At 47.7% G+C, this 22,768-nt stretch carries 25 protein-coding genes; 19 read left to right on the top strand and 6 right to left on the bottom strand.

Translation table 11 applies throughout. The features are described from left to right. The first annotated feature begins 13 nt into the window (after window positions 1-13). A complete protein-coding gene (locus ACM6JA_RS09815; RefSeq protein ID WP_007723274.1) occupies window positions 14-1,348 on the top strand; it encodes a PhoH family protein in 1,335 nt (444 codons plus the stop codon). Between the two features lie 335 nt (window positions 1,349-1,683). Here ACM6JA_RS09815 and ACM6JA_RS09810 read toward each other — a convergent pair whose 3' ends face one another. Further along, window positions 1,684-2,160, bottom strand: coding sequence for a DinB family protein (locus tag ACM6JA_RS09810; RefSeq protein ID WP_414852123.1), 477 nt, complete (start codon window positions 2,158-2,160; stop codon window positions 1,684-1,686). A gap of 140 nt (window positions 2,161-2,300) precedes the next feature. Here ACM6JA_RS09810 and ACM6JA_RS09805 point away from each other — a divergent pair, with 140 nt between their 5' ends. Beyond that, the gene (locus ACM6JA_RS09805; protein ID WP_414852245.1) at window positions 2,301-2,747 is read left to right on the top strand and encodes a hypothetical protein; all 447 of its coding nucleotides are present in this window, start codon (window positions 2,301-2,303) and stop codon (window positions 2,745-2,747) included. Between the two features lie 82 nt (window positions 2,748-2,829). Continuing rightward, the gene (locus tag ACM6JA_RS09800; RefSeq protein WP_414852122.1) at window positions 2,830-3,369 is read left to right on the top strand and encodes a hypothetical protein; all 540 of its coding nucleotides are present in this window, start codon (window positions 2,830-2,832) and stop codon (window positions 3,367-3,369) included. 53 nt (window positions 3,370-3,422) lie between these two features. Here ACM6JA_RS09800 and ACM6JA_RS09795 read toward each other — a convergent pair whose 3' ends face one another. Continuing rightward, the gene (locus ACM6JA_RS09795; RefSeq protein ID WP_414852121.1) at window positions 3,423-3,923 is read right to left on the bottom strand and encodes a hypothetical protein; all 501 of its coding nucleotides are present in this window, start codon (window positions 3,921-3,923) and stop codon (window positions 3,423-3,425) included. A 63-nt stretch (window positions 3,924-3,986) separates the two neighbouring features. Here ACM6JA_RS09795 and ACM6JA_RS09790 point away from each other — a divergent pair, with 63 nt between their 5' ends. Both ACM6JA_RS09790 and ACM6JA_RS09785 read left to right on the top strand, forming a co-directional pair. Next, window positions 3,987-4,634 carry an MBL fold metallo-hydrolase gene (locus ACM6JA_RS09790; RefSeq protein ID WP_047068392.1) on the top strand — a complete coding sequence of 216 codons (648 nt, stop codon included), beginning with the start codon at window positions 3,987-3,989 and terminating at the stop codon, window positions 4,632-4,634. A 95-nt stretch (window positions 4,635-4,729) separates the two neighbouring features. Continuing rightward, on the top strand, window positions 4,730-5,986 hold the full coding sequence (locus ACM6JA_RS09785) for a CapA family protein (protein WP_414852120.1): 1,257 nt from the start codon (window positions 4,730-4,732) through the stop codon (window positions 5,984-5,986). Window positions 5,987-5,999: 13 nt separating this feature from the next. Here ACM6JA_RS09785 and ACM6JA_RS09780 read toward each other — a convergent pair whose 3' ends face one another. After that, complete coding sequence (locus ACM6JA_RS09780) at window positions 6,000-7,073, bottom strand: hypothetical protein (protein WP_414852119.1); 1,074 nt, start codon at window positions 7,071-7,073, stop codon at window positions 6,000-6,002. A gap of 93 nt (window positions 7,074-7,166) precedes the next feature. On the opposite strand from ACM6JA_RS09780, the gene ACM6JA_RS09775 reads away from it, so the two are divergent. Then, entirely contained in the window at window positions 7,167-8,264 is a 1,098-nt protein-coding gene (locus tag ACM6JA_RS09775) for a class I SAM-dependent methyltransferase (RefSeq protein ID WP_414852118.1), read from the top strand. A gap of 49 nt (window positions 8,265-8,313) precedes the next feature. Here the strand turns inward: ACM6JA_RS09775 and ACM6JA_RS09770 are convergent, their stop codons facing one another. Further along, complete coding sequence (locus tag ACM6JA_RS09770; protein ID WP_007723294.1) at window positions 8,314-8,580, bottom strand: DUF2626 domain-containing protein; 267 nt, start codon at window positions 8,578-8,580, stop codon at window positions 8,314-8,316. A 137-nt stretch (window positions 8,581-8,717) separates the two neighbouring features. Further along, complete coding sequence (locus ACM6JA_RS09765) at window positions 8,718-9,416, bottom strand: helix-turn-helix transcriptional regulator (protein WP_007723297.1); 699 nt, start codon at window positions 9,414-9,416, stop codon at window positions 8,718-8,720. 463 nt (window positions 9,417-9,879) lie between these two features. Here ACM6JA_RS09765 and ACM6JA_RS09760 point away from each other — a divergent pair, with 463 nt between their 5' ends. From ACM6JA_RS09760 to ACM6JA_RS09750, 3 genes are all read left to right on the top strand, one after another. Further along, complete coding sequence (locus ACM6JA_RS09760; protein ID WP_007723299.1) at window positions 9,880-10,257, top strand: Spx/MgsR family RNA polymerase-binding regulatory protein; 378 nt, start codon at window positions 9,880-9,882, stop codon at window positions 10,255-10,257. Window positions 10,258-10,343: 86 nt separating this feature from the next. Beyond that, window positions 10,344-11,111 (top strand): enoyl-CoA hydratase/isomerase family protein, encoded by a 768-nt coding sequence (locus ACM6JA_RS09755; RefSeq protein WP_414852117.1) that lies wholly within the window; start codon window positions 10,344-10,346, stop codon window positions 11,109-11,111. A 134-nt stretch (window positions 11,112-11,245) separates the two neighbouring features. Further along, window positions 11,246-11,887, top strand: coding sequence for an RsfA family transcriptional regulator (locus ACM6JA_RS09750; protein WP_414852116.1), 642 nt, complete (start codon window positions 11,246-11,248; stop codon window positions 11,885-11,887). A gap of 86 nt (window positions 11,888-11,973) precedes the next feature. On the opposite strand, the gene ACM6JA_RS09745 is transcribed toward ACM6JA_RS09750, so the two are convergent. Next, complete coding sequence (locus ACM6JA_RS09745; protein WP_007723302.1) at window positions 11,974-12,441, bottom strand: N-acetyltransferase; 468 nt, start codon at window positions 12,439-12,441, stop codon at window positions 11,974-11,976. A 276-nt stretch (window positions 12,442-12,717) separates the two neighbouring features. Here ACM6JA_RS09745 and ACM6JA_RS09740 point away from each other — a divergent pair, with 276 nt between their 5' ends. From ACM6JA_RS09740 to ACM6JA_RS09695, 10 genes are all read left to right on the top strand, one after another. After that, complete coding sequence (locus tag ACM6JA_RS09740) at window positions 12,718-14,073, top strand: acetyl/propionyl/methylcrotonyl-CoA carboxylase subunit alpha (protein WP_414852115.1); 1,356 nt, start codon at window positions 12,718-12,720, stop codon at window positions 14,071-14,073. Between the two features lie 36 nt (window positions 14,074-14,109). After that, window positions 14,110-14,322: a biotin/lipoyl-containing protein gene (locus ACM6JA_RS09735; protein WP_015892116.1), complete on the top strand. Its 213-nt coding sequence runs from the start codon at window positions 14,110-14,112 to the stop codon at window positions 14,320-14,322. Between the two features lie 51 nt (window positions 14,323-14,373). Beyond that, window positions 14,374-15,273 carry a hydroxymethylglutaryl-CoA lyase gene (locus ACM6JA_RS09730; protein ID WP_414852114.1) on the top strand — a complete coding sequence of 300 codons (900 nt, stop codon included), beginning with the start codon at window positions 14,374-14,376 and terminating at the stop codon, window positions 15,271-15,273. A 38-nt stretch (window positions 15,274-15,311) separates the two neighbouring features. Beyond that, on the top strand, window positions 15,312-16,085 hold the full coding sequence (locus ACM6JA_RS09725; protein ID WP_414852113.1) for an enoyl-CoA hydratase-related protein: 774 nt from the start codon (window positions 15,312-15,314) through the stop codon (window positions 16,083-16,085). Between the two features lie 17 nt (window positions 16,086-16,102). Then, complete coding sequence (locus tag ACM6JA_RS09720) at window positions 16,103-17,641, top strand: acyl-CoA carboxylase subunit beta (RefSeq protein WP_414852112.1); 1,539 nt, start codon at window positions 16,103-16,105, stop codon at window positions 17,639-17,641. A 172-nt stretch (window positions 17,642-17,813) separates the two neighbouring features. Next, entirely contained in the window at window positions 17,814-18,779 is a 966-nt protein-coding gene (locus ACM6JA_RS09715) for a ketopantoate reductase family protein (RefSeq protein ID WP_414852111.1), read from the top strand. Then, window positions 18,776-19,174: a DUF3397 domain-containing protein gene (locus ACM6JA_RS09710; RefSeq protein ID WP_392427850.1), complete on the top strand. Its 399-nt coding sequence runs from the start codon at window positions 18,776-18,778 to the stop codon at window positions 19,172-19,174. The genes ACM6JA_RS09715 and ACM6JA_RS09710 overlap by 4 nt, the downstream gene beginning before the upstream one ends. A 52-nt stretch (window positions 19,175-19,226) precedes the next feature. Then, a complete protein-coding gene (locus ACM6JA_RS09705) occupies window positions 19,227-19,784 on the top strand; it encodes a helix-turn-helix domain-containing protein (RefSeq protein ID WP_007717657.1) in 558 nt (185 codons plus the stop codon). A gap of 124 nt (window positions 19,785-19,908) precedes the next feature. Beyond that, window positions 19,909-21,531, top strand: a complete 1,623-nt coding sequence (gene bshC, locus ACM6JA_RS09700; protein WP_414852110.1) for a bacillithiol biosynthesis cysteine-adding enzyme BshC — start codon at window positions 19,909-19,911, stop codon at window positions 21,529-21,531. Between the two features lie 160 nt (window positions 21,532-21,691). Then, window positions 21,692-22,744 carry an S-layer homology domain-containing protein gene (locus ACM6JA_RS09695; protein WP_414852109.1) on the top strand — a complete coding sequence of 351 codons (1,053 nt, stop codon included), beginning with the start codon at window positions 21,692-21,694 and terminating at the stop codon, window positions 22,742-22,744. The last annotated feature ends 24 nt before the right edge of the window (window positions 22,745-22,768 follow it).

Below are 22,768 nucleotides of genomic sequence, written 5' to 3'. Positions count from 1 at the left end.
AGGAGGCGAGATTTTGAAGAAAATCTACGTACTGGACACCAACGTACTCCTGCAAGATCCTAGGGCGATGTTTTCTTTCGCTGACAATGAAATTGTCATACCAGCTGTCGTATTAGAAGAAATCGATTCCAAAAAGCGGTACATGGATGAAATTGGCCGCAATGCTCGGTACGTATCTCGGCTCTTTGACAGTTTTCGTGAGCTGGGGCAATTGCACACTGGCATTACCCTAGAAACAGGCGGGTTGTTTCGGGTGGAACTGAATCATTCCTCTTTCCACCGCCTTCAGAAACAATTCACGGAAATGAGCAATGACAACCGCATTTTGGCGGTCGCACTAAACTTACAGGAGGAGGAAAACGGAAAACCACAGCCAAGACCAGTCATTTTGGTAAGTAAGGATGCTCTCATGAGAGTCAAGGCTGATGCATTGAATATTTCCGCAGAGGATTTTCTTTCGGATCGAGTTGTGGGGGAGTTCTCCAGTATTTACCCGGGGTATCAGAAGATGATGGTAGCGTCCAACATCATCAAGACTTACTACGCGACAAGAAAGCTGCAACTGGCCTCCTGTTTTCCACGCTATCGCTTTTACCCTCATCAATTTTTAGTGCTGAAGGACGAATGCAACCCATCTATTTCAGCGATTGGAAAAGTCGACCCGGACGGAAAAATGTTAGAAATGCTTGTGTCAGATGATGATCCGATTTGGGGCATCCGAGCCCGTAACGTGCAGCAACGGATGGCAACCGAATTGCTGCTGCGAGATGATATTCCTTTAGTAACCATGACCGGGAAGGCCGGTACAGGAAAAACCTTGCTGGCATTAGCAGCGGGCCTGCTGCAAATCGAGGACCAGCAAAAGTACAAAAAACTGTTAGTGGCAAGACCTATCGTTCCGCTTGGAAAAGACATCGGTTATTTACCCGGCGAAAAGGAAGAAAAGCTTCGACCGTGGATGCAACCGATTTATGATAATTTAGAATATTTATTTAATACAAAGCGCCCAGGTGATCTGGATAAAATTTTGGCAGGCATGGGTAGTTTGCAGGTGGAAGCTTTGACGTATATTCGTGGGCGCTCCATCCCAGAACAATTTATTATCATTGATGAAGCTCAAAACTTGACAAAGCATGAAGTGAAGACGATCCTGACGAGGGTGGGGGACGGCTCGAAAATTGTGCTAATGGGTGATCCAGAGCAGATCGATCATCCGTATCTGGATGAGAGCAACAACGGTTTAACCTACGTGGTAGAAGTATTTAAAGACCAAAAGCTGGCTGGACATATCCAGTTGGAAAAAGGCGAACGGAGTGTGCTTGCACAGCTGGCCGCAGATTTATTGTAAAGAGGATGTATGAAAAACTGCGAGGAGGTCATACTATTTTTGTCGAGCCCGATGATTCATGTAAGTAAACGGCGAAATGCCTTGCAGGAGGCGAAGATCCGTGGATAACCATGATCAAGCAATCGACGAAAGTCGTATGGAAATACACCGATTCCTTTAGCTACTTTTCTCTACGATGGAGGTTGAAGAGCCAAAGAGAATAACCGGTAGAACCCCATAAGCAATTCGGGCTCGACAAGGACCGCTCCTCATTGGAGCGGTTTTCATTTTTTGAGGATTTGGCAGGCAAAAAGAAAAACGCGGATAAACGATCCCGCGTTTTTGTCCGATTTTCCTTATTTAGCAACCGCAATCGCTTTTCGCAATGACGAAATACATCCGATGTGCATTCCTTCATGGAAAAGAGTGAAGACCATCATTTCTCCATAAGTATGCATAGTGCCTTTGTCTCCTAGTTCAAACGGTTTTGGCAATGGATCATTCAAGCGGGCATGCAATTCTTCTTTGATTCGCACATGTTGTTCCTTTAGCTCGGCAGCTAAGGCTTCGAGGGAAGGCCCTTCTTTTTGCCAATCAGCAGGTTTGGTTCCTGGAGCGAACATGGCTGCGTAATGCGGAGGACATTTCATTCCTTCTGGTCCGAAGAGCAAATAATCTTGTGTCAGAAGAATATGACCAATATTCCAGCGAATGTTGTTTTTAAAGCCAACTGGAACCACATCTGCTTCTTCCTCGGTTATTTCCGTCAATCTCGCCAAAAACATTCCGCGAATCAAGTCGTACTGATTCCATACAAAAGAAAAGTCCTGCATAGCAATCCCTGCCCTTCCTCATATTTACATGCACTTCACATCTTACCGCATAAACAACAAAGGGGAAATATACAAACTGCAAAAAAAATTTGCAAGTTGTCCCTCCAACTCCATACATATGTACAAAGGAGGGAAGCATGATGGTTACGTTGGATTCATCTATTTCTTTTTTGATTTATATAACAGCGGTGTCCAGCGCGGCAGCAGGAGTTACAGAAGCTTTTAAATCAGTCATTCCCTTTTTGGCGACGGACTATGAGGCGAAAGAAAATTGCTGGGAGGATCAGTATCACGCTGCTCGATTGATGCATTACAAGCGCTTTTTCAATTTGGTAATTTCCGTATTGGCTGCTGGTGTCATTTTTGGCATGCTTGGTCTGGACCCGGCTCTCATTTTAACTGGTTCAGAATCAGCTTATGTAAAAAAATCGTGGCAGTTAGGAACCTGGATGTGGGGAATTGTTGCGGTGTTTGGCTCGCCTTTTTTCGCATCACTCCTCAAAATACTAGAGAGCTTCAAACAATCGGTGGACAGTAATCTGCCGCCTAATCGACCGCGCCGCAAAGTCAGTGGAACACGAGAATAACCTCATCTTCCTATGGTTGCCCGATGCTTGCCGGATACGCTAAGATAGCCAAAAGAGCGGTAGCAAAGGTGGGCACAGCAAAATGATGTGGAAATGCTTGCGAATGACTGCGTTTTGGGTGTTGACAGTAGTTGTCTTGGTGGCGTGTTCGGCCCAGTCGGAACCAACTGCTACATTTGACCCCGAAAATCAAAAGGAATACGGAGTGAACGGCATTTATCTCGGGCAGAACATAAAAGAAGCGATGGACATTTTGAAGCCGACAAAAGCTGATTTTATGGATATGGTGACAAGGCAAAGCTACACGGTAGAACAGATGGCGCAGGGTGCGGGAGATGCAGTGATGGGGATGCTGCTGGTTGATCAGACCCAGTTGATGATCAAAGTCCACAAAGGTGAATTGACATCGATCATGCTAGGAGGAGTTCCCCGTGGGGACGCGCAAAAATTCAAAACATACCGAGGTCTCGCCATGTTTGATAGTGCTGAGCAGCTAGAGAAGCTGTACGGCAAAGGAGCAGGCGAACAAGAAGTGGTATATGAAGGCAGCAAATACACCGCTAATTTTGGTCTTATAGACAATCAAGTGGCGTGGTTTCGATTTAATCGTAAATCATCGTAAAAAGGAGAAGGGAGTTCTCTTATCAGGAACTCCCTTTTTTGCATGGAAAGGATTCATTTAGTCGGATGGAGCCAAACGAGCTTCACTTGATAAGCATTCGCGATTCCCTCCGCCAGTGGAATCAAGCTTTGATCGATCAGGTAGGCTTCGGGTTGCTGTGTATTTTCGGGTATCACGCCTAGAACATGCTCGTGGAGTTGCTCCATAGCAGCCCACTGATCTTCTGATTGGGATGGAGCCCCGAGCGTTACGATGGCAACTTGATCTGCATATACATACAAATGTTCATTTTGGGAGACAAAACCGATATCATCGAGTTGATCAATTGTGGTTGCAGACGGGAGCAGCAATAGGGAAAAGGCATCGCCTAACATGTTGGACTTCTCCAAAATGGTTTCCAGCTTCTCCTGTTCGGCTTGATTCTCTACAATAAAAAGCAGTTTGTCCCGATCAAAGACATTGACATGATCTCCGATTTTATGTATGACTTGAGCATAGAAGCCAGGGAGCTTCCCGGCTGGTATATTCAGTTCAATTCCGTACATATGGCGCATGTCATACCCCCATGTTTGCAAGCGTGTTTTTTCTATCGTATCAAAAAATCAAGGAGGTTTCCTATGACGAATCAAAATCTTGCCATTGAATCTTATGCGTTGGGAGCATTTCAAACCAATGCGTATGTGGTGACAAACACCGCTACCAACCAAACCATTGTGATTGACCCGGGTATGGAGCCAGATCAGTTGCTCCGCGCCCTCGCAAATAAAAACGTCGTTGCCATTCTTTTGACGCATGCCCACTTGGATCATATTGGTGGTCTCAACCAAGTAAGAGAATTGACAAAAGCACCGGTTTACATTCATCCACTGGAGCAGGAATGGCTCACAAACCCTGATCTCAACGGCTCTCGACGTTGGAATCTGCCTGAACTCATCGTATGTGAGCGGGCCGAGCACGAACTGGAGGATGGTCAGACTCTGGAACTGGCAGGTTTTCACATTCAGGTGCTGCATACGCCAGGTCATTCACCAGGCAGCTGTTCCTTTGTCATTGGCCAGCATTGCTTCGGTGGCGACGTTCTGTTTAACCAGAGCATCGGGCGTACGGATCTCTTCGGAGGAGATTATGAGACACTGATGATCAGCATCCAGGACAAACTGTTTGAGCTTGATGATGAAACCATCGTTTATCCAGGACATGGACCGAAGACGACGATCGATTACGAGAAAACGTACAATCCGTTTGTCACAGGCATGCTTCGCTAAGTCATTTCATCATTCTTTATAAAGGTTGGGAGAGGATTTTGTCAGGTGGTGGAGAAAAGGAAGGGGGTCACCATTTACTAAAGGAGCTATTCATTATGAAGCGAACATGGAAATGGGCACTCATTCTCGTTATCGCCTGCACGAGTCTGGTTGGGTGTGCGGCACCCATCGCCCAAGCAGATAAGACGAACCAAGCTCCCAACGTGAAAGCGCCTGATCCCGAAACACCACCGCAGACAGCGCCCAATCATCAGGAGAAACAACCTCCGACTTTGCCATCAAGATTTCCGGAACAGCGTATCTCCCTTCTTGCCGTTGGGGATATCATGATGCATCAGGAGCAGTTGGATGCCGTTTGGGACCCGGCGACGAAAAGCTATGATTTTAAACGATTCTTCCCGAATGTCATCCCGATGTTCCGCGAGGCAGACTGGGTCATCGGCAATCTTGAGACAACGATGAGCGGTAGCCAGGCAAAATACTCAGGCTATCCGATGTTTAATTCTCCTGAGTCGCTTGCACAGACGTTGAAGGAAATTGGATTTACTGCGGTATCGACAGCGAATAACCATTCGATGGACCGCAAAGAACAAGGGGTTCTGCAAACCATCAAATATCTCGATGAAGCCGGTCTTCCGCACACGGGAACGTTTGCAAGTCCCGAGGATCGAGACGAGCCCTTGTTGTTGACCAAGGACGGATTCACACTAGCCTTGCTATCGTATACGTACGGAACGAATGGAATCGCGATTCCAGAAGGCAAGCCGTATCTGGTCAATCTGATTTCGCCAGCGCTGATGAAAAAAGACATTGCACGGGCAAGAGAAAAAGGAGCCGATCTGGTTGCAGTAGCGCTTCATTTCGGAAATGAGTATCAACGCATGCCCAGTCCTGAACAAATCAAGACCGCCGAGCAAGCTCTAACGTTTGGAGCGGATTTGATTTTGGGGGCGCATCCACATGTGGTACAACCTTATGAATGGAAGACGGTTACCCTAGAGGATGGACGTCAACACCAAGGACTGATCACCTACTCTTTGGGTAATTTCATCTCTGCGCAGCGTTGGGACTACAAGGATGTTGGCGCAATCCTGAAGCTTGTGCTGTACAAGAATGAGTCAGGAGAGGCCAGCATCGAAAGTGCTGAAATGATTCCGACTTACGTTCATTTTTATCGGAAGAATAACAAGCGCAACTATGTCATTTACCCGGTGTCAGAAACATTGGAAAAGCTGAAGCAGGGACAGAAATACCCTACGCTGACGAAAGAAGCGATCCAGTACATGACACAAATGCAGAAGGAAATGCCGGCTCATGTCAATAAGGTTGTCTCCAAGAAAAAAGCCAGCTAATGAATAGCTGGCTTTACTTCTTTCCGAATCCAAATGGAAGATTGAATTGCAGTTGGAGTTTTAATTCCTCGTCCATCAGCGTGATGCCTTGCACTTGGATATTGGGGGAGATCAGTTCCGGATAAAATCCGAGATCGTACGCTTCCTCCATTTCCTCCACGGTCGATTGAGGCAAGGCAAAGCCGTCAAAGTACAGCTCGGTAATGTGGAATTTGAGTTGGGTAGGAGAGACGAGCTCATAGTTACCAACGAGCTTTAGCTCCATCTGATCATACGTGCCTTCCACGGTCAGCTTGTTATCCTCAAAGGAGAAATGGGATTGTTTGAACAAGGCGTCTTTCTCTATCAAAAAATTGTTGAAGTCAGTCTGGTTGATGGTTAACGTATGCTTGAGGAGACCTTCCGACTGAATTCGATCGGGCGTCGCCAACTCGGGAACTTGAACCATGACCTGCGCGAGCATTCCGAAGAAGGTCTGGAAAGCGGGCAAACCACGTTTTTCCCAGTCTAAAATCAAGTGATTCATCATGGATTCCACAACTGTCGGGTCATCCAGTTTTTGTACGTTTTTTTCTTTTTCAGCGGTGACGGCGAGCATCTCTGCTAATTGAAGCTCGTATTTTTTTCGCAGCGCTTGAAGTTGGTCCAATCGATTCTTTTTGTCGGTTTGCATAGCGGTGAGCTTGGTGCGCTCAGTATGATAGGACTCTAGTCGAGACATGTCACGCTCGTACAAGATCTCGTAGAAGTCGTACATCAATAAGAACTGATTGAAATTTTCCGCATTTAATAGTAACGTCAGAAGATTAGTACGCTCGCCCATGTAATAGGCCCGCGCTACTTCACCGGCTCGGCGTTGTGTCGCTTCCATCACCAGCTTTTGCCGTTGCAAATCGAGATCCATTTGAGCGATTTCCCCGTATGTCCGCGTCTCTTCTTCCTTGAGTAAGGTGAGGGTTCGCTCCAGCTCTTTTTGTGTAAAATGCTGCTGCAGGATGAGCTGCTCCAAAGGAGTAGAGGGATCTTCCTGGGCGAACACCGTCAGTGGACATACAAGTAGGAACAAGACGAGAAGAAGTTTGCGCATGATTTCACCTTTTGCTTTTGCCTTTCCATATTGTATGCTTCTTTTCGTATTATAGCCTTATCTAGTTGAATTTGGATAGCAGGAGAAGAGCTTATGACGATGATCGAACTGATTCACGAGGAAATAACAAGCCAACCAGGGAAAGCGATTACGTTCGCGCACTTTATGGAGTTGGCCCTCTATCATGACACTTATGGATATTATATGGTTGAACAACCCAAAGTTGGCAAAGCGGGAGATTTTTATACGAGTGCATCGGTACATCCTGTCTTTGCGGAAACAGTCGCAGATGCAGTCTTGGCATTATGGGAGAAGGCGGATATCACTTCGCCTGTGCTCGTTGAGATCGGTGGTGGAACCGGAGCTGTTTGCCGTCACATGCTGGAGCGCATCCGTGAGAGCAAGCCAGAGGTATACAAAGAACTGACAGTCATTTTGATAGAGGCGAGTCCGTATCACCGGAAAATGCAGCAGGAGGCGCTCCAGTGGCACGAGGGTCCGAAGCGTTGGTATTCTTCCGTGAATGAAGCTGCCAAGCATGAAAAAATAGAAGGGGTTATTTTCTCGAATGAGTGGCTGGACGCATTTCCGGTACATATTGTGGAGAAAACCAGATCCGGCTGGCAGGAAATATGGGTGCGTGTTGGTGAGGACGGGTTGGAAGAGTTTTTGGGAGAGATGACACCAGCGCTAGAAGAATATTTGCGCGGGCTGAACTTGAAGCTGCCGATCGGAATGCGGATTGAGATAAATATGGGGATGGAGCAAGCTGCACAAGAAGTTTCCAGCCTATTGAAAAAAGGGTTCGTCATCACGATTGATTACGGTGATCTGCAAGAAGAGCTTTACCATCCCAGTCGAAAAAACGGAACACTGATGTGCTACCATCGTCATCAGGCGCATACGAATCCGTATATCAACATAGGTGAACAAGATTTGACGACACATGTGAATTTTTCTGCGTGGAAGCATCATGGAGAAAAGGCGGGTTTACGGGAAATAGACTATATGAGACAAGATCGTTTTTTGATGCGGAATGGCTTGCTTCATAAAGCGGTCGCGCATATGGATACAGACCCTTTTACGAGCGTTGCGATGAAACGGAATCGGGCGATCCAGCAGTTGATTGATCCCGCTGGCTTGGGTGGGCGTTTTTGGGTCATGGTCCAAGAAAAAAACACCCGGGAGTAAAAGATGAGGAGAACACAAAAAAAGATGCTCATGGCGAGCATCTTTTTTCTTACATGATCAATTGTAGCAAAGCGTGTTCTTGTGGGCCAACAGGCATCACGAAGAATGTGTAATACGTGAATCCAACAAAAGACAGGAACATGAAGCCGAAGAAAATGTTTAGGTATACTCGTTCAGTCAGGTTCATGTAGCTCAGCGCTACGAAGAAAGCAGTCAAACTGAAGAAGATGAGCGCCATCGGATACAATTCTGCCCAAAACGCCATCAACGCGATCACGATGGTCCAGAAACCAAGAACGCGATACATACGATCCATTTTTGTCCCCCCTTTTTGCCTCCAACGGTAAGATTTACAAGATTCCTCCCCCATTATATAGGACAGGTGAACACGTGTAAACGATAAAGGTATGACGGATTGTTGTCACCCGGGGAGGAGAGACTGGACTTGCGATGCTAATACTGAATCACCGTATAGTTGCAGGATTGGCATCCGCGAATTTTGGAATCATCCTCACGTAATTCAATGTTCCCCAAGTACGTTTCGAATATTCCCATCAACAGAGCGTTGTGCATCTGGCATACGGCATTCGGATATTTTTTTGCGCTGTCGGAGAAGGTGCAATTATTTACGCGAAAACGCAGCTTTCCTTCGGCCATTGCTTCGATGTCTGGTTTCAATCCCTGAGCCACGACAATCCGATGGACCAGGTCCAATTTTTCTTCCATAGAGGCTATTTCTAGATTGATTCCGCTTTGGACAACCGCCCGTTTTGCCATCTCTGTGCCAATGCGATGTCCCATTTTAATTAGAGCGGCTTCGCCAGCCTCGCCGAGCGAGAGCAGACTTTCAATCGCGATATCGGCCAACAGCTGATAATCACGAGGAGGGAATTGCAGACTCACAACCTGTTCAGACAGTGAGTACAACCGACTGGGACGTCCTCCCTTACCACTTTTGTCTGTAACAGCAGTGAGTAAATTCACGTCCTCTAACTTCGTCAAATGCAAGCGTGCCACATTAGGGTGGATAGAGAAGTGATCAGCTATATCCTGAACCGTGATGGGATCTTTACTGTAGGCGACAAATTGGTAAATGGAAAAACGGGTGGGGTCAGCTAAAGCACTGGTTAACTTTTGCGCATCGTGGTCCATGCCGATACCCCTTTCTCAAAACAATCTCCATAAGATCAAATTCAAAAAGTTGTCTTTTCAGCACCGAGAAAGTGGTGAGAACCTGAAAAAGGAGGAGCGGAGTGTAGGGGACCTACATGAGCACCGGACTTTGAAGGTGAACGCCTCTTTCGATGTTGCCCAAGCTTTCAGGACTCCATCGTGATCAAAAGACGACTTTTTGAACAATCTTCATAAGTGTATCCCATTTTGTGTTACTTGTTAAGGTAGCAGTGTGCTACAACAGCATATCGTATAAATTTTCGTCTAGTTTTTAGATTAACTACTATTGACATAGTGTTAATCAAGCATTAAAATCCAAAGTAAGGAAAGAAAATTTATTGACTAACTTTTTGTAAGAGCTTGAACGTAACATCAAGAACTGCAAATGGTAAGACTTTTATAGATGAAATCACTCGTGATAGATGAGATGGAGGGGTAACCAATGGCCGTTGCTGAACGTACACAAACACAAAAATTAACGTTTTTCACTTATCCTAGCTGCACATCCTGTCGCAAAGCGAAGGCATGGCTGGCAGAAAACGGAGTGAATTACGAAGAGCGTCACTTGTTCAAAAATCCACCGACAGCGGAAGAACTGCTGGATATTATCAAAATGACATCAAATGGCTTGGATGAGATCCTGTCGACGAGAAGTCAGCGTTTTAAAAACCTGGATGTCGATGTTAATGATATGTCGGTGAAGGAACTGCTCGAAATGCTTAGTGAAGAACCGCAGCTTTTGAAGCGTCCGATCCTGACTGATGGTGAAAACCTGATCGTCGGATTCAATTCTTCCGCCATGAAAAATCTGCTGTCCTAATGAAGAGGGGGGAAAGACCTCCTCTTTTTTGTTTGTCCATCGAAAGGTAAAATAAAGCCACAAGCTGATAAAAGGTGGGAGTTCTTATGGAGACTTTGCTTTTGCAAAAACAGGACGGTATCGCCACGATCACATTAAATCGACCGCATGTACATAATGCGATCAGCGTGGAGCTGGTTGACGAACTGCATCAGGTCTTACGAGACTGCCAAGCCGATCCTGAGGTAAAGGTTCTGATTGTGACGGGGACAGGCAGAAGCTTTGTTTCCGGAGGCGATCTGAATCAGTTTATTGCAGCGCGCGGCTTTGAACAGGCGCATCCTTTGCTCAGTAAAGTAACAGGGCTTTTGTCCGCCATTGATCAGTATTCGAAACCGGTGATTGCCATGATTAACGGTGCAGCGGTCGGAGGTGGCTGTGAGTTTGCGGGCGCATGTCATTTTCGCTTTGCCAGTGACCGGGCGACCTTCGGGTTTGTACAAATCAGCATGCATATTACAACAGGCTGGGGTGGAGGAAGTCGACTGTTGGACTTGCTGCCAGAGTCAAAAGCACTCGCTCTCCTGTTGACTGGTGACAGATTGCGTGCAGAGGAAGCCAAGTCCTACGGCTTTGTTGACGAGGTATACATAGAAGAGAAGCTGCATGAGGAAGTATATCGATTCGCTCGAAAAATCGCTGCCCAGCCGCTTGCTGGCATTGAGGCGTACATGAAGGTCTTGCAGTGGAAGCGTATGGGCCTTCCGCAAGAAGAACGAATCCGGCGTGAAGTGAGTCAATGTGCGCATCTATGGGGTAGCCCTGAACACGTTGCCGTAGTGGAAAGCTTCCTAACTAAGCGCCCAACGTCCTGATCGATGTAGTCCTTTTCGTTTAAACATTTATTTGCTTGGACATACTTTTTCTAGTAGAAAGCGATTCTACAAGAGTAGGGAAAAGCATAGGATGAATTACATCATCCTTTTTAAAGGTAACGGGAGGGACTCATATGGTAGCTTCCAGACAAGACGCATGGACCGAAGATGACGATCTAGTGTTGGCGGAAGTCACCTTGCGCCACATACGCGAAGGCGGCACACAGCTTGCTGCATTTGAAGAAGTGGGTCAAAGGTTAGGAAGGACAGCAGCTGCGTGCGGCTTCCGCTGGAACAGTTGCGTACGCAAACGGTACGATGCGGCTATTTCGATTGCGAAAAGCCAAAGGCAGCAGCTGAAAAAGCTCGGGAGGCTTCAAGCACCACCTCCTGTTGTGGCAGAGGTCGAGGTCGTCGCGTTGCACACAAAACGATCTGAAACACCAGTAGCAGAGGTACAAAAGTACGCGGATGTAGAGGAGCAGCAGATTGAGGCAGTCATTCGCATGCTCGTCAATCAAAAAGAAATGACTCGTCGTTTGCGACAATTGGAACAAGAGTTGGAAGGAAAAGAGTCGGAGTTAAAAGAATTGAAAGAAGCCCACGAACGCGCTAGAAAAGAGCTGGATCAGGTTCAGGGGGTCAATGATGACTACCGTGCCTTGGTGCAGATCATGGAACGTGCACGCAAGCTTGCTTTTTTACAGGAAGAGGATTCCAATAAAGCGATCTTCAAAATGGATGAAAACGGAAATTTAGAGCGCGTGGAAAAATAAGCGCAAGGCATGAAAAAAGAAGCGGTCATTGATCCGCTTCTTTTTGTTTACGCATTCATTTGTCATTCATGTTGGGCAAGAGAGAGCTAGTCTTGCAGCTCTACGCTCTCTGGCAACCATACGTACGGGTTTTCACCACGGTCACGCATGAGGTTGTATTTCACAGGTGTGAAGCCCATTTTCAACCAAAAATCGTCTGCGCGACAGCGGGAGTTGGTTTTAATAGGAGCCCCAAAGCTCTTCGCGTGGTTGACCAAAGCAGTTCCGTAATCTTTGTGACGGTAGTCGGGCAGGACTTCGAGCTTCCACAGCTCATAATAGTCTTGCGCAGGTTGGAAGTAACGATCGTATTTCCCGTCAATTTTGTAGAGGCTCATACGTGCTACCATAAGATCGTTGTCATAAATACCGTAAAATGGAGATTCCGAATCGTTTTCCACGATGTTCGCCTCCAGGTCTTCCTTCATAGAAAGCTCCTCCAGGCCAAATTCGCGAAACTTCTGGAATTCCTCCAGTGTCTTATAGTTGATTTGCAAACGTCTTACTTCAAACATGGTTAGCCACTCCTCTCACAGCTCTTTGCCTTGGCCACCTTTTGGCCCCGCCCCTTTATTATACACGATGATTGGCTTTTCCGAAGTGTTTTTCTTTTTTAATTGGAGGGATTGTCAGGAAATGATTTCGCTTCCTTGGAAAAATTTAAAATTTCATCCTAGAACTATGATCATTCTCGTGGCAAAATAGAAAGTAGCATCACATGATACAAACCAGGCAAACAATTTGGAAGCGCTTACGGTTGTAGTCGGTTTGTCAAAGAGGGGAGCGTTGCCATGAACAAGGTATTAATCGCAAACCGTGGTGAGATTGCCAGACGAATTATTCGTACATGCAGGGCAAGAGGAGTGGCTACGGTTGCTGTCTATTCGGATGCAGACAAGGATCTGCCGTTTGTTCGTGAAGCAGATGAGTCAGTCCATATTGGTCCACCGCCTGTGCCACACAGCTACCTGAACGTAGAGGCCATTCTTGCAGCAGCGAAAAGCACCGGTGCCGATGCTATTCATCCAGGCTACGGTCTTTTGTCAGAAAACGAATCTTTTGCCCGCCGCGTTCTGGAGGAAGGTCTTCTTTTCATTGGTCCAACCCCGGAGGTCATCGGTCAAATGGGTGACAAGCTGACTGCCCGCCATATTATGGAGACCGCGGGAGTACCAGTCGTTCCAGGGTGCGAACAGGCTATCGATTCACCAGATGAAGCAGCTGTCATCGCGATGACCATCGGATATCCTGTAATGCTAAAGGCCAGTGCTGGCGGCGGAGGAATCGGGATGCACATTTGTCGAGACGAGGCCGAGCTGCGTCAAGCCTACCAATCGGCGAAAGGTCGCGCAAAAGCGTATTTTGGTAACGATGCGATGTACATGGAGAAGTACGTGGAACGTCCGCGCCACATCGAAGTGCAGGTCGTTGCCGATCAGCATGGAAATGTCATCCACTTATTAGAACGGGAATGCTCCATACAGCGCAGACATCAAAAGGTGCTCGAAGAAAGCCCTTCGCCCTTTTTGGACACAGCAACGAGAGAGCTTCTGTGCGATGCAGCGGTTACAGCAGCAAAAGCAGTGGGCTACTCGGGTGTAGGAACGGTCGAGTTTATCGTAGATGAGCAGAAGAACTTTTACTTCTTGGAAATGAATACACGCTTGCAAGTGGAGCATCCCGTGACGGAAGAAATGACGGGCATTGACCTCGTATCGCTCCAACTGGATATTGCCGATGGTCACCCGCTGTCTATCAAGCAAGAGGACGTCAAGGCTCTGCGCCACGCGATTGAGCTGCGTGTCTATGCGGAAGACCCTGTCACCTTCCTGCCATCACCAGGGACGATTACGTTGTACCAACCACCTGCATTCGAACATGTACGAATCGATGATGGGGTAGAGACAGGTACACAGGTGACTCCTTTTTACGACCCGATGATTGCAAAGGTCATTGTATCTGGGGCCACAAGAGAAGAGGCTGTGCAACAAGCGCAGAAAGCTATGAATCATTTTCTGATTACTGGCATTAAAACGAACATTCCATTTTTGCAAGGAGTATTACTGGACGAACAATTCCGAGCAGGTAACTATACGACATGGTTCGTTACTGAGCGTGGAGCAGCGTCAAGCACGGAAAAACGCTAAGCGAATAAAAATGATATGCAAGGGAGAGGACCATCCATGAAACAAGTAGCAGCCAATATGGCAGGAACCGTTATTAATGTACTGGTGCAGCCAGGTGACGAGATCAATGAAGGACAAGACGTTCTTGTACTGGAATCGATGAAAATGGAAGTTCCTGTACAGGCTCAAGCCTCAGGCAAGGTTGTGGAAGTAAAAGCGAATATTGGTGATTTTGTCAACGATGGCGATATCATTGTCGTTTTGGAATAGGATTAGAATACTTCTAAACTGAGCGACCGCTAGGCGAGGAGGTGACTTGTTGTGCGTGTGCAAATCGTGGAGGTCGGGCCTCGTGACGGACTACAAAATGAGAGTGCGATCGTTCCGGCAGCAGCAAAAATCGCGCTGATTCATAAGCTGATGGCAGCAGGCTTGAAGCGAATAGAAGCAAGTTCGTTTGTGAATCCGAAATGGATACCGCAATTGGCGGATGCAGATGAGGTCTTGCAGGGAATCAAACGCAGCCAAGAAGTAATGCTTAGCGCATTGGTTCCAAATATTCGCGGTCTGGAGCGGGCGCGCCAATGCGGACTGACAGAGATTGCCTTGTTCATGTCTGCCTCTGAAACGCATAATCAAAAAAACATCAATAAACGGATAGAAGACACGTTTCCGATCCTGCGGGAGGCTGCCCAGGAAGCACTGGCTCTCGGGATGAAAGTTCGCGGATATATCTCAACGGTGTTCGGTTGTCCGTACGAGGGAAGCGTTCCGCTGGACAATAGCCGCAGGGTGACAGAGGCGCTTTTGGAAATGGGAGTGTATGAGATTTCTCTCGGGGATACGATAGGGGTTGCAACACCGAAGCAGGTTCACGAGGTTTTTGGCGAACTTGTGAAAGAGGTTACGAACGAGCGCTTAGCCGCCCATTTCCACGATACGAGAGGAACTGGATTGGCGAACGTAGCAGCAGCGCTGGATGAAGGAATCCGGATCTTTGACAGCTCGATCGGCGGCCTGGGTGGATGCCCGTATGCCCCAGGAGCTGCCGGCAACATTTCGACTGAAGATTTGGTCTACATGTTGCATGGAATGGACTATGAAACGGGTGTCGATCTCGAGAAGTTGATTGAGGCAGGTGCGTATATTGGGCAGCAGTTGGACAAAGAGCTCCCCTCAAAAGTGCTGCGGGCATCGCTCGCAAGTAAATCAGCTGGATGATCTGTATTTTCCACACATTCGCAAAGAGGGGATAGAATATGACGGTTTCCCTGCAAAGAGAGGGCGCAATCGGCGTACTAACGCTGCAACGGCCAGAAGTTTTTAATTGCCTCAATCTTGAAACGCTCGTGACACTGCGCGGCTTGATCAGTGAAATCAGCCATGATCGTGACATCCGGACAGTCATTATGACAGGTGCTGGTGACAAGGCGTTTTGCTCTGGCGCTGATTTAAGAGAGCGACGCTCAATGTCACCACAACAGGTTGATGTATATATCCAAACGATTCGAGATACGTTCACAGAGCTGGAAAAGCTACCGAAACCAGTCATCGCGGCGATTAACGGGCTGGCACTGGGGGGCGGTACAGAATTGGCGTTGGCGTGCGATCTGCGGATCATGAGTGAACATGCGCAGATGGGATTAACGGAGACATCGCTCGGGATCATCCCGGGTGCTGGCGGAACACAGCGTTTACCTCGGCTGGTTGGAAAAGGCGTCGCCAAGGAACTGATCTTTACGGCAAGGCGTGTATTTCCAGAGGAGGCACTGTCCATTGGGTTGATCAATCGGATTGTTCCCGCTGATCAACTCATGGCGACAGCGATTTCTTTGGCCGAGCAAATTTCAGAGAATGCTCCACTAGCCTTAGCCCAAGCCAAGTTTGCCATCGATTGTGGAGTAGAGGTCGAGCTAGCTAGCGGACTTCAGATTGAGAGCAATGCGTACAAGCTGCTCGTCCCGACGAAAGACCGCCTAGAAGGACTCGCAGCCTTTCAAGAAAAACGAAAACCGATATACCGCGGTGAGTGACGAGGGGGATTACGCTGATGACCAAACATTTGGAAGACACATTGCACGGAAAAATCGCCCAAGTAGTGCAAGGGGGCGATGCCAAGTATCATGACAAGCTCAAGGAGCAAAACAAGCTGTTCGTCCGCGATCGCCTCAAGCTATTGTTCGATGACGAGTTCATGGTCGAGGATGGGCTGTTCGCGAATGTCATGGCAGGTGATCTGCCAGCGGATGGAGTTGTAACTGCAATCGGCAAGGTAAATGGTCAAACTGTCTGCGTGATGGCCAATGATTCGACAGTGAAAGCAGGGTCGTGGGGATCGCGGACCGTCGAAAAAATTATTCGCATTCAAGAGACAGCAGAAAAAATGCGTGTTCCTCTTCTGTATCTCGTCGATTCAGCAGGAGCACGTATCACTGACCAATTGGAGATGTTCCCGGGCCGACGGGGTGCAGGGCGAATCTTTTACAACCAAGTGAAGCTTTCCGGCAAAATTCCACAAGTGTGCATTTTGTTTGGACCTTCTGCTGCTGGTGGCGCTTATATCCCAGCTTTTTGTGACATTGTCATCATGGTCGACAAAAACGCGAGCATGTACTTGGGCTCTCCGCGTATGGCGGAAATGGTGATTGGAGAAAAAGTGAGCTTGGAAGAGTTGGGCGGCGCACGCATGCATTGCTCCGTCAGCGGATGCGGCGACGTACTGGCTGCCAATGAAGAAGAAGCGATTCAAGCAGCGCGCAGCTATCTGCGTTTCTTCCCGGCGAACTATACGTTGACGCCGCCGACTACACTGGCGAAAGCCCCTGTGCCTACAGCGAAGGAAATCACGAGTATCGTGCCGGAGAACCAAAATGCAGCTTTCAATATGCATGAAGTCATTACAGCATTGGTCGACGAGGATTCGTTCTTTGAAATCAAAAAATTATTTGCCCAAGAGCTGATTACCGGATTGGCGAGACTAGATGGCAAGCCTGTTGGAATCATTGCCAACCAACCGCGTGTGAAGGGAGGAGTCTTGTTTGTCGACTCGGCTGACAAGGCGGCTCGATTCATCACGTTGTGCGATGCGTTTTCGATCCCACTCCTGTTCTTGGCGGATGTTCCTGGCTTTATGATCGGGACAGCAGTAGAGCGGGCAGGCATTATCAGACACGGGGCCAAAATGATCTCCGCCATGGCGGAAGCCACGGTACCGAAAATATCCGTCATTGTACGCAAAGCGTATGGTGCCGGCTTGTATGCAATGGCCAGCGCTGCGTTTGAACCAGATGCTTGCCTCGCACTGCCTGGTGCCCAAATCGCCGTGATGGGACCAGAAGCAGCGGTCAATGCCGTGTACAGTAACAAAATTCAGGCGATTGAGGACCCGGCAGAGCGTCAAGCGTTTATTCAGGAAAAACGCAGAGAGTATCAAGAAGATATCGATCTGTACTTACTGGCATCCAACTTGATTGTTGATGCTGTTGTGCCTCCAAGCGAACTGAGACGAGAATTAATCCAGCGCTACGAGGTATACAAGGAAAAGCGCCACGTTTTTTCGGACAGAAAGCATGCGGTTTATCCCGTATAAATCAGGGTTCAGGCTGTCGTCAAAAGGCGATAGCCTGATTTTTTTTACAGAAAATGTGTAATAACCTAGGAATATTTCGATAATTTCGATCTTTTTTTGTGGCAATCAATTGAACAATCCCGAAAACTCTGTTATTCTTGAAAAATAAGCATTGATTAATGTGGGTGAACAAATGCTGCTAGAACCAAGGAAGTATCAGGTGGTAGTCATAGGTGGAGGGTCTGTCGGGCTGCTGTATGCAGCAAGGCTCGCACTCGCTGGACAACCTGTTACGATTGTTACACGCAGTTCACTCCAGGCGAATCAGCTAAATGAACGCGGGCTCAGCTTTCAAAAGCTTAATGGCGAAACAGTCACTGTTCCCGTTGCCGCCAGCCCCATTGAAGAAGGATTGCCTGAAGGGAATCTGTATCTGTTAACTGTAAAGCAACCAGATTTGCACAGCGTGCTTCCAGTCTTACAAGGGGTAGACCTTGAGGCAAGAGTGATCGCTTTGCAAAATGGCATGGGTCATTACGAATTGCTTCGAACCGTTTTAACGGAGACACAGTGCTTCTTTGCGATTAATACGGAAGGAGCAAGGAGATTGTCGCCTACAGAAGTCGTGCATACCGGTACAGGTACTTTGCGCGTAGGTTCTTGGGAGACATCCGATTGCAATGATCCACTGATTCGCACATTTGTTGAGTGGGCGTTATCAACAGGCATGGAGGCTGTCTATGAAAAGGCAATACAGCCCTTCGCTTGGCGCAAGCTCATCGCAAATGCGCTGATCAATCCGTTAACCGCGCTTTTTGAAATCCCAAATGGTGCTCTCCTCGAAAGTTCACATACACAACAGCTCATGCGTGCTTTATTTGTGGAAGCGGCTGCAGTGGCTGCGTATGCCGGACAAAAAATCGAGGATGCAGACTTGCAGGAAATTGTCTCCATTTGCCGAAATACTTCCCGTAATCTTTCCTCCATGCTGCAGGATATAAAGAAGCGCAGACCGACGGAAGTGCAGTCTATCAACGGCTATCTCGTCCAAGTAGGACAAAAGGCTGGGATTCCGACTCCGCTGCACGAAACCTTGCTTCGCGTTATCCTTCTGAAGTCAGACATGGGAATACGGAAGGAGGGAGGCGACAGTAGATGACCTTTTTGGCGAATGTCTGGGCCTATTTGTGGGGTACGCTGACGGTTGTGCCGTTTCTCGGGTTTCCGCTCGTTTATTTCATCTTGTACGTGACGACGCGGAACAAGAAATTGGCAGGCCGCTTCGCGATAAATATCACGAATCTTTTGGTGATTCGTTCTGCCGTTTCCACATACGAACTGATCTGGCCCGAGGCTTTTTCCGCTTGGTGGTGGGTATTCTGCTTTTACCTGGTGGTAACCGTGCTCCTTGGGTGGGTACAGATGAAGTGGAAGGGACGGCTCTCCCTCAAAAAGGTAGGATTTTCGGCTTGGCGTTTGTCGTTTCTCTGGTTTGGAATCGTCTACATAGTGCTGTTTACGACCGGAATTATCAAAACGATGGGTGTCGTGTAAAGCACTGTTGATACATATCGTATTTATTCCGATAAGAAAGAAGGTTGGAAATATGCGACTTCCCATCGAGACCATCGGTCACAAGATTCGAATGATTCGGAAAGAACGCGGCTTTACCTTGGAAATTATGGCAGGCAAGACGGGGTTAAGCAAAGGTTTGCTGAGCCAAGTAGAGCGTGGAATTTCGCAGCCGTCGCTTGATTCGCTGTGGAAAATCACCAAAGCTCTGGAGTCACCCATCATTCATTTTTTCGAAGATATTGATCAAAAGCAGGTGCATGTGACTCGCTTGCAAAAACGTAGACAACTGGTCTTTCCTGAATCGACGGGCACTTATTCGCTGCTCTCGATGGGAGGTAGCGCCAAGCTGGGGATGCTGGAAGTGCGACTGATGCCTGGAGAAATGGCTGTCGACAAGTTCGTGCAGTCGGAGGGAGAAGAGTGCTTCACTGTCATTACCGGTAGTGTGACAGCGCGCTTCAACGATGAAGAGCATGTATTGGAAGCAGGAGACAGTATTTCATTTGACAGCAGCAAAACACACTCAATCGAAAATACAGGAGAAACGGAAGCGTTGTTAATCTGGTCCGTCACCCCTCCGCAATTTTAATACAAGCGCAAACGAGCCTGTATTACACTTTGACAACCCATTAAAGTGGGTTGTCTTGTTTTTTGTGGCCGTGGAGCATGTTATAATTTTGGTTGACCATGGCCCGTAAGAAAGGTGAGCTAGCATGAATGTTGAATGTCTCGCGCTTCCATTGGCGAATCCGCTGGCACAGGAGTACCAGCAGCAAAATGCCTCTGCATTACAGTTTTTTGCGCATAATCCCTACCGTGAACAGTCCTACCGAGAACGCGTGGAATGGCTTCAAAGTCAATCCTATCCTCACCGGAACCAGCTCGTGGAAGGCTTATATCATTTTAATAAAGAGATGGGTACTCACCCTGAAGCACTGAAAAATATCGAGTTGCTCAAACAGCCAGACACCTATGTGGTCATTGGCGGTCAGCAAGCAGGAGTTCTGGGTGGACCACTCTATACGGTCAACAAAGCTGTTCATCTGATCCAGGCAGCGAAGAGGCTGTCTGCCGAGCTTCAGGCGAACGTCATTCCGGTGTTCTGGATTGCTGGCGAAGACCATGATATCGATGAGATCGATCATGTGTACTGGGGAGCGGACGATGGGAAGCGCCTACACAAAGAGCGACTGGCTCTGAACAAAAAGGGCCGCCAATCGGCAAGTACGCTACCCTTGGACCCTGAACTGTGTACGCAGTTCCTGGAAAAGTTTTTCCAGGGACAGACAGAGACTGCCGAAACCAAACAGATTCGTGAGTTGCTGACGCAGACTGCAGCAGATTCGCGTACAGTCGCAGAGTGGTTTGCCCGCTTGATGGCAAAACTGTTTGGCAAGCACGGTCTGGTTCTGGTTGAATCCTCGTTGCCGATTGTTCGTGAACTGCAACAACCCATCTTTTCACAGATCATTGAGAACAATGAGCAATTGACGAAGGTGTTGCTACGGGCAGCGGATCGGATTTTAACGGCTGGCTATCCGCTTCAATTGCAAGTGGAAGAGCATCAAGCTAATCTATTCGTCTATGAGGGCGATGATCGATTGTTGCTAGAACGTCACGGGGAGCGCTTTATCAATCGGAGACGTTCTTACAGTCGCGATGAATTGCTCAAGCAGGTTGCAGATTCTCCGGAGCGTTTTAGCACAAATGTTGTTACCCGTGGGTTGATGCAGGAGCATCTGTTTCCTACGCTTGGCTTCATTGGAGGTCCGGGCGAGATTGCTTATTGGGCATATTATCGGGAGGTATTCGAGCTATTCGGGATGCAGATGCCGATCGTATTGCCTCGTATGTCCATTACCCTTGTGGAAGGTGCTCAACTGAGACTGCTGGATAGCTTGGGGCTTTCTATTGAACAAGTCTTGACTGATTTCACCGCTTGGAAAACCGAGTGGTCCAAAAACCAGGCGCCACATCCGTTGGAGCAGCAATTCGCATCGGCACGGGAGTCGATCTTGTCGATCTATCGTCCGCTGGTAGAGGAGGTCGTTACTCTGGATGGCGGATTGCGTGGTCTGGCTGAGAAAAATAGTAAGCTGCTGTTAGAGCAAGTATCCTTTTTGGAAGAGCGTCTGATTCGCTCGCTACAGCAAAAAGATGACGTGGAGCATGTGCGCGTCCAACGAATTGAGACCGCATTGTTACCTGACGGTGGCCTGCAAGAAAGAAAGCATTCGTTTTTCCCGTATGCAAATAAGTATGGTCTTGGCTTGGTTGACCGTTTAGTAGACGCGCCATTCGCGCATGATGGTACTCATCAACTTTATTACCTGTAAAATACAACGCAAAATAGTCGGATCGTCCTAGAAGTGGACCCGGCTATTTTTTGTTGTTTACGCACATGGAAAACTTTTCTTCAAATTATGCCGAAACTTTTCCGACAAATTCTGCGTATTAGTAGTAATCGATTGTTTTTGGGGAAAGGTGGTACTCGGGATGCAGATTACATTACAACAAATCGGGAAAAAAGCCACTCTACTAGTTGTAAGCTTGTCAGTTTTATTGACAGGCATCGCAACCATAGGATTGAAAAAGGCCGACGCACGGGAAGAATACGTGGCCAATTCACCTGCATTTATCGACACAAATGGACATTGGGCAGCAAAAGAAATAGGGATTGCTACCAAAAAAGGATTGATTAAAGGCTTTCCCGACGGAACCTTTAAGCCAGAGCAAACGGTGACGCAAGAACAGTTTTTATCCCTGATTGAACGCGTCATTCCTTCCTTTACAGGTCATGAGCCTGAGAGCTTTATCAAAGAGACCTACTTGCAAGCTGCGGCGGGACGTTGGTCGGAAAAAACCTATCACCATTTGGTTTCAGCGGGTATCATGCCATCCGGGAAACCGACGGATAGCATGACGCGGTTGGAAGCGGCAAGAACCTTGCTGGCAGCCATCGGGCATCAATCAGAAGGGGAAAAATATCGGGGAACGACAGCGAAATTTTTCACGGATCTTTCGGTCGAAAATGAAACACAGGTGATGACGGTCTACCCTGCCTACAAAATGGGGATTTTGGCTGGCTTTCCAGATGGAAGCTTTCGTCCTGATGACAAAATTAACAGAGCACAGGCAGTCGTCCTGTTAAATCGTTTGGAAACAAAAATCGGCGAGCTGTACCCTGGCAATGTAACAGAGAGCGAGAAAAAGGCAATGACACAAGCTGTCTCGTCATTTGTAGGTGACGTGATGGATAAGGAAAAGATTCGTCGCTTTGATGACTTGGTCGCGTATGTAAAGAAAAACAATCTGCCTGTGAGTGAATCGTTTTTACGCGAGCATTTTTCGTTTATGCAGTATGAAGTGTATGATTACGTCCGGTTTCCGCAGTTTAATGAGCTGATGTACTTTGCAAAAATCGGAATGAATAAATATAGAATGACGGTTCAATATTACGCAGGAGATTTGGGGGGAAGCGTCGATCGCACGTTTTACCTTTACTCAAGCGATGGCAAAACGTTTCGACTGATTGGAAAAGATGAATAAAGAAAAAAGGTTGGGACATGACCC

Origin of the sequence: Brevibacillus sp. IT-7CA2 (assembly GCF_949767855.1) — a bacterium.
Classification (GTDB): Bacteria; Bacillota; Bacilli; order Brevibacillales; family Brevibacillaceae; genus Brevibacillus.
The sequence above is the reverse complement of the archived record's forward strand: the minus strand, read 5'-3'. Positions and strand labels throughout refer to the sequence as shown.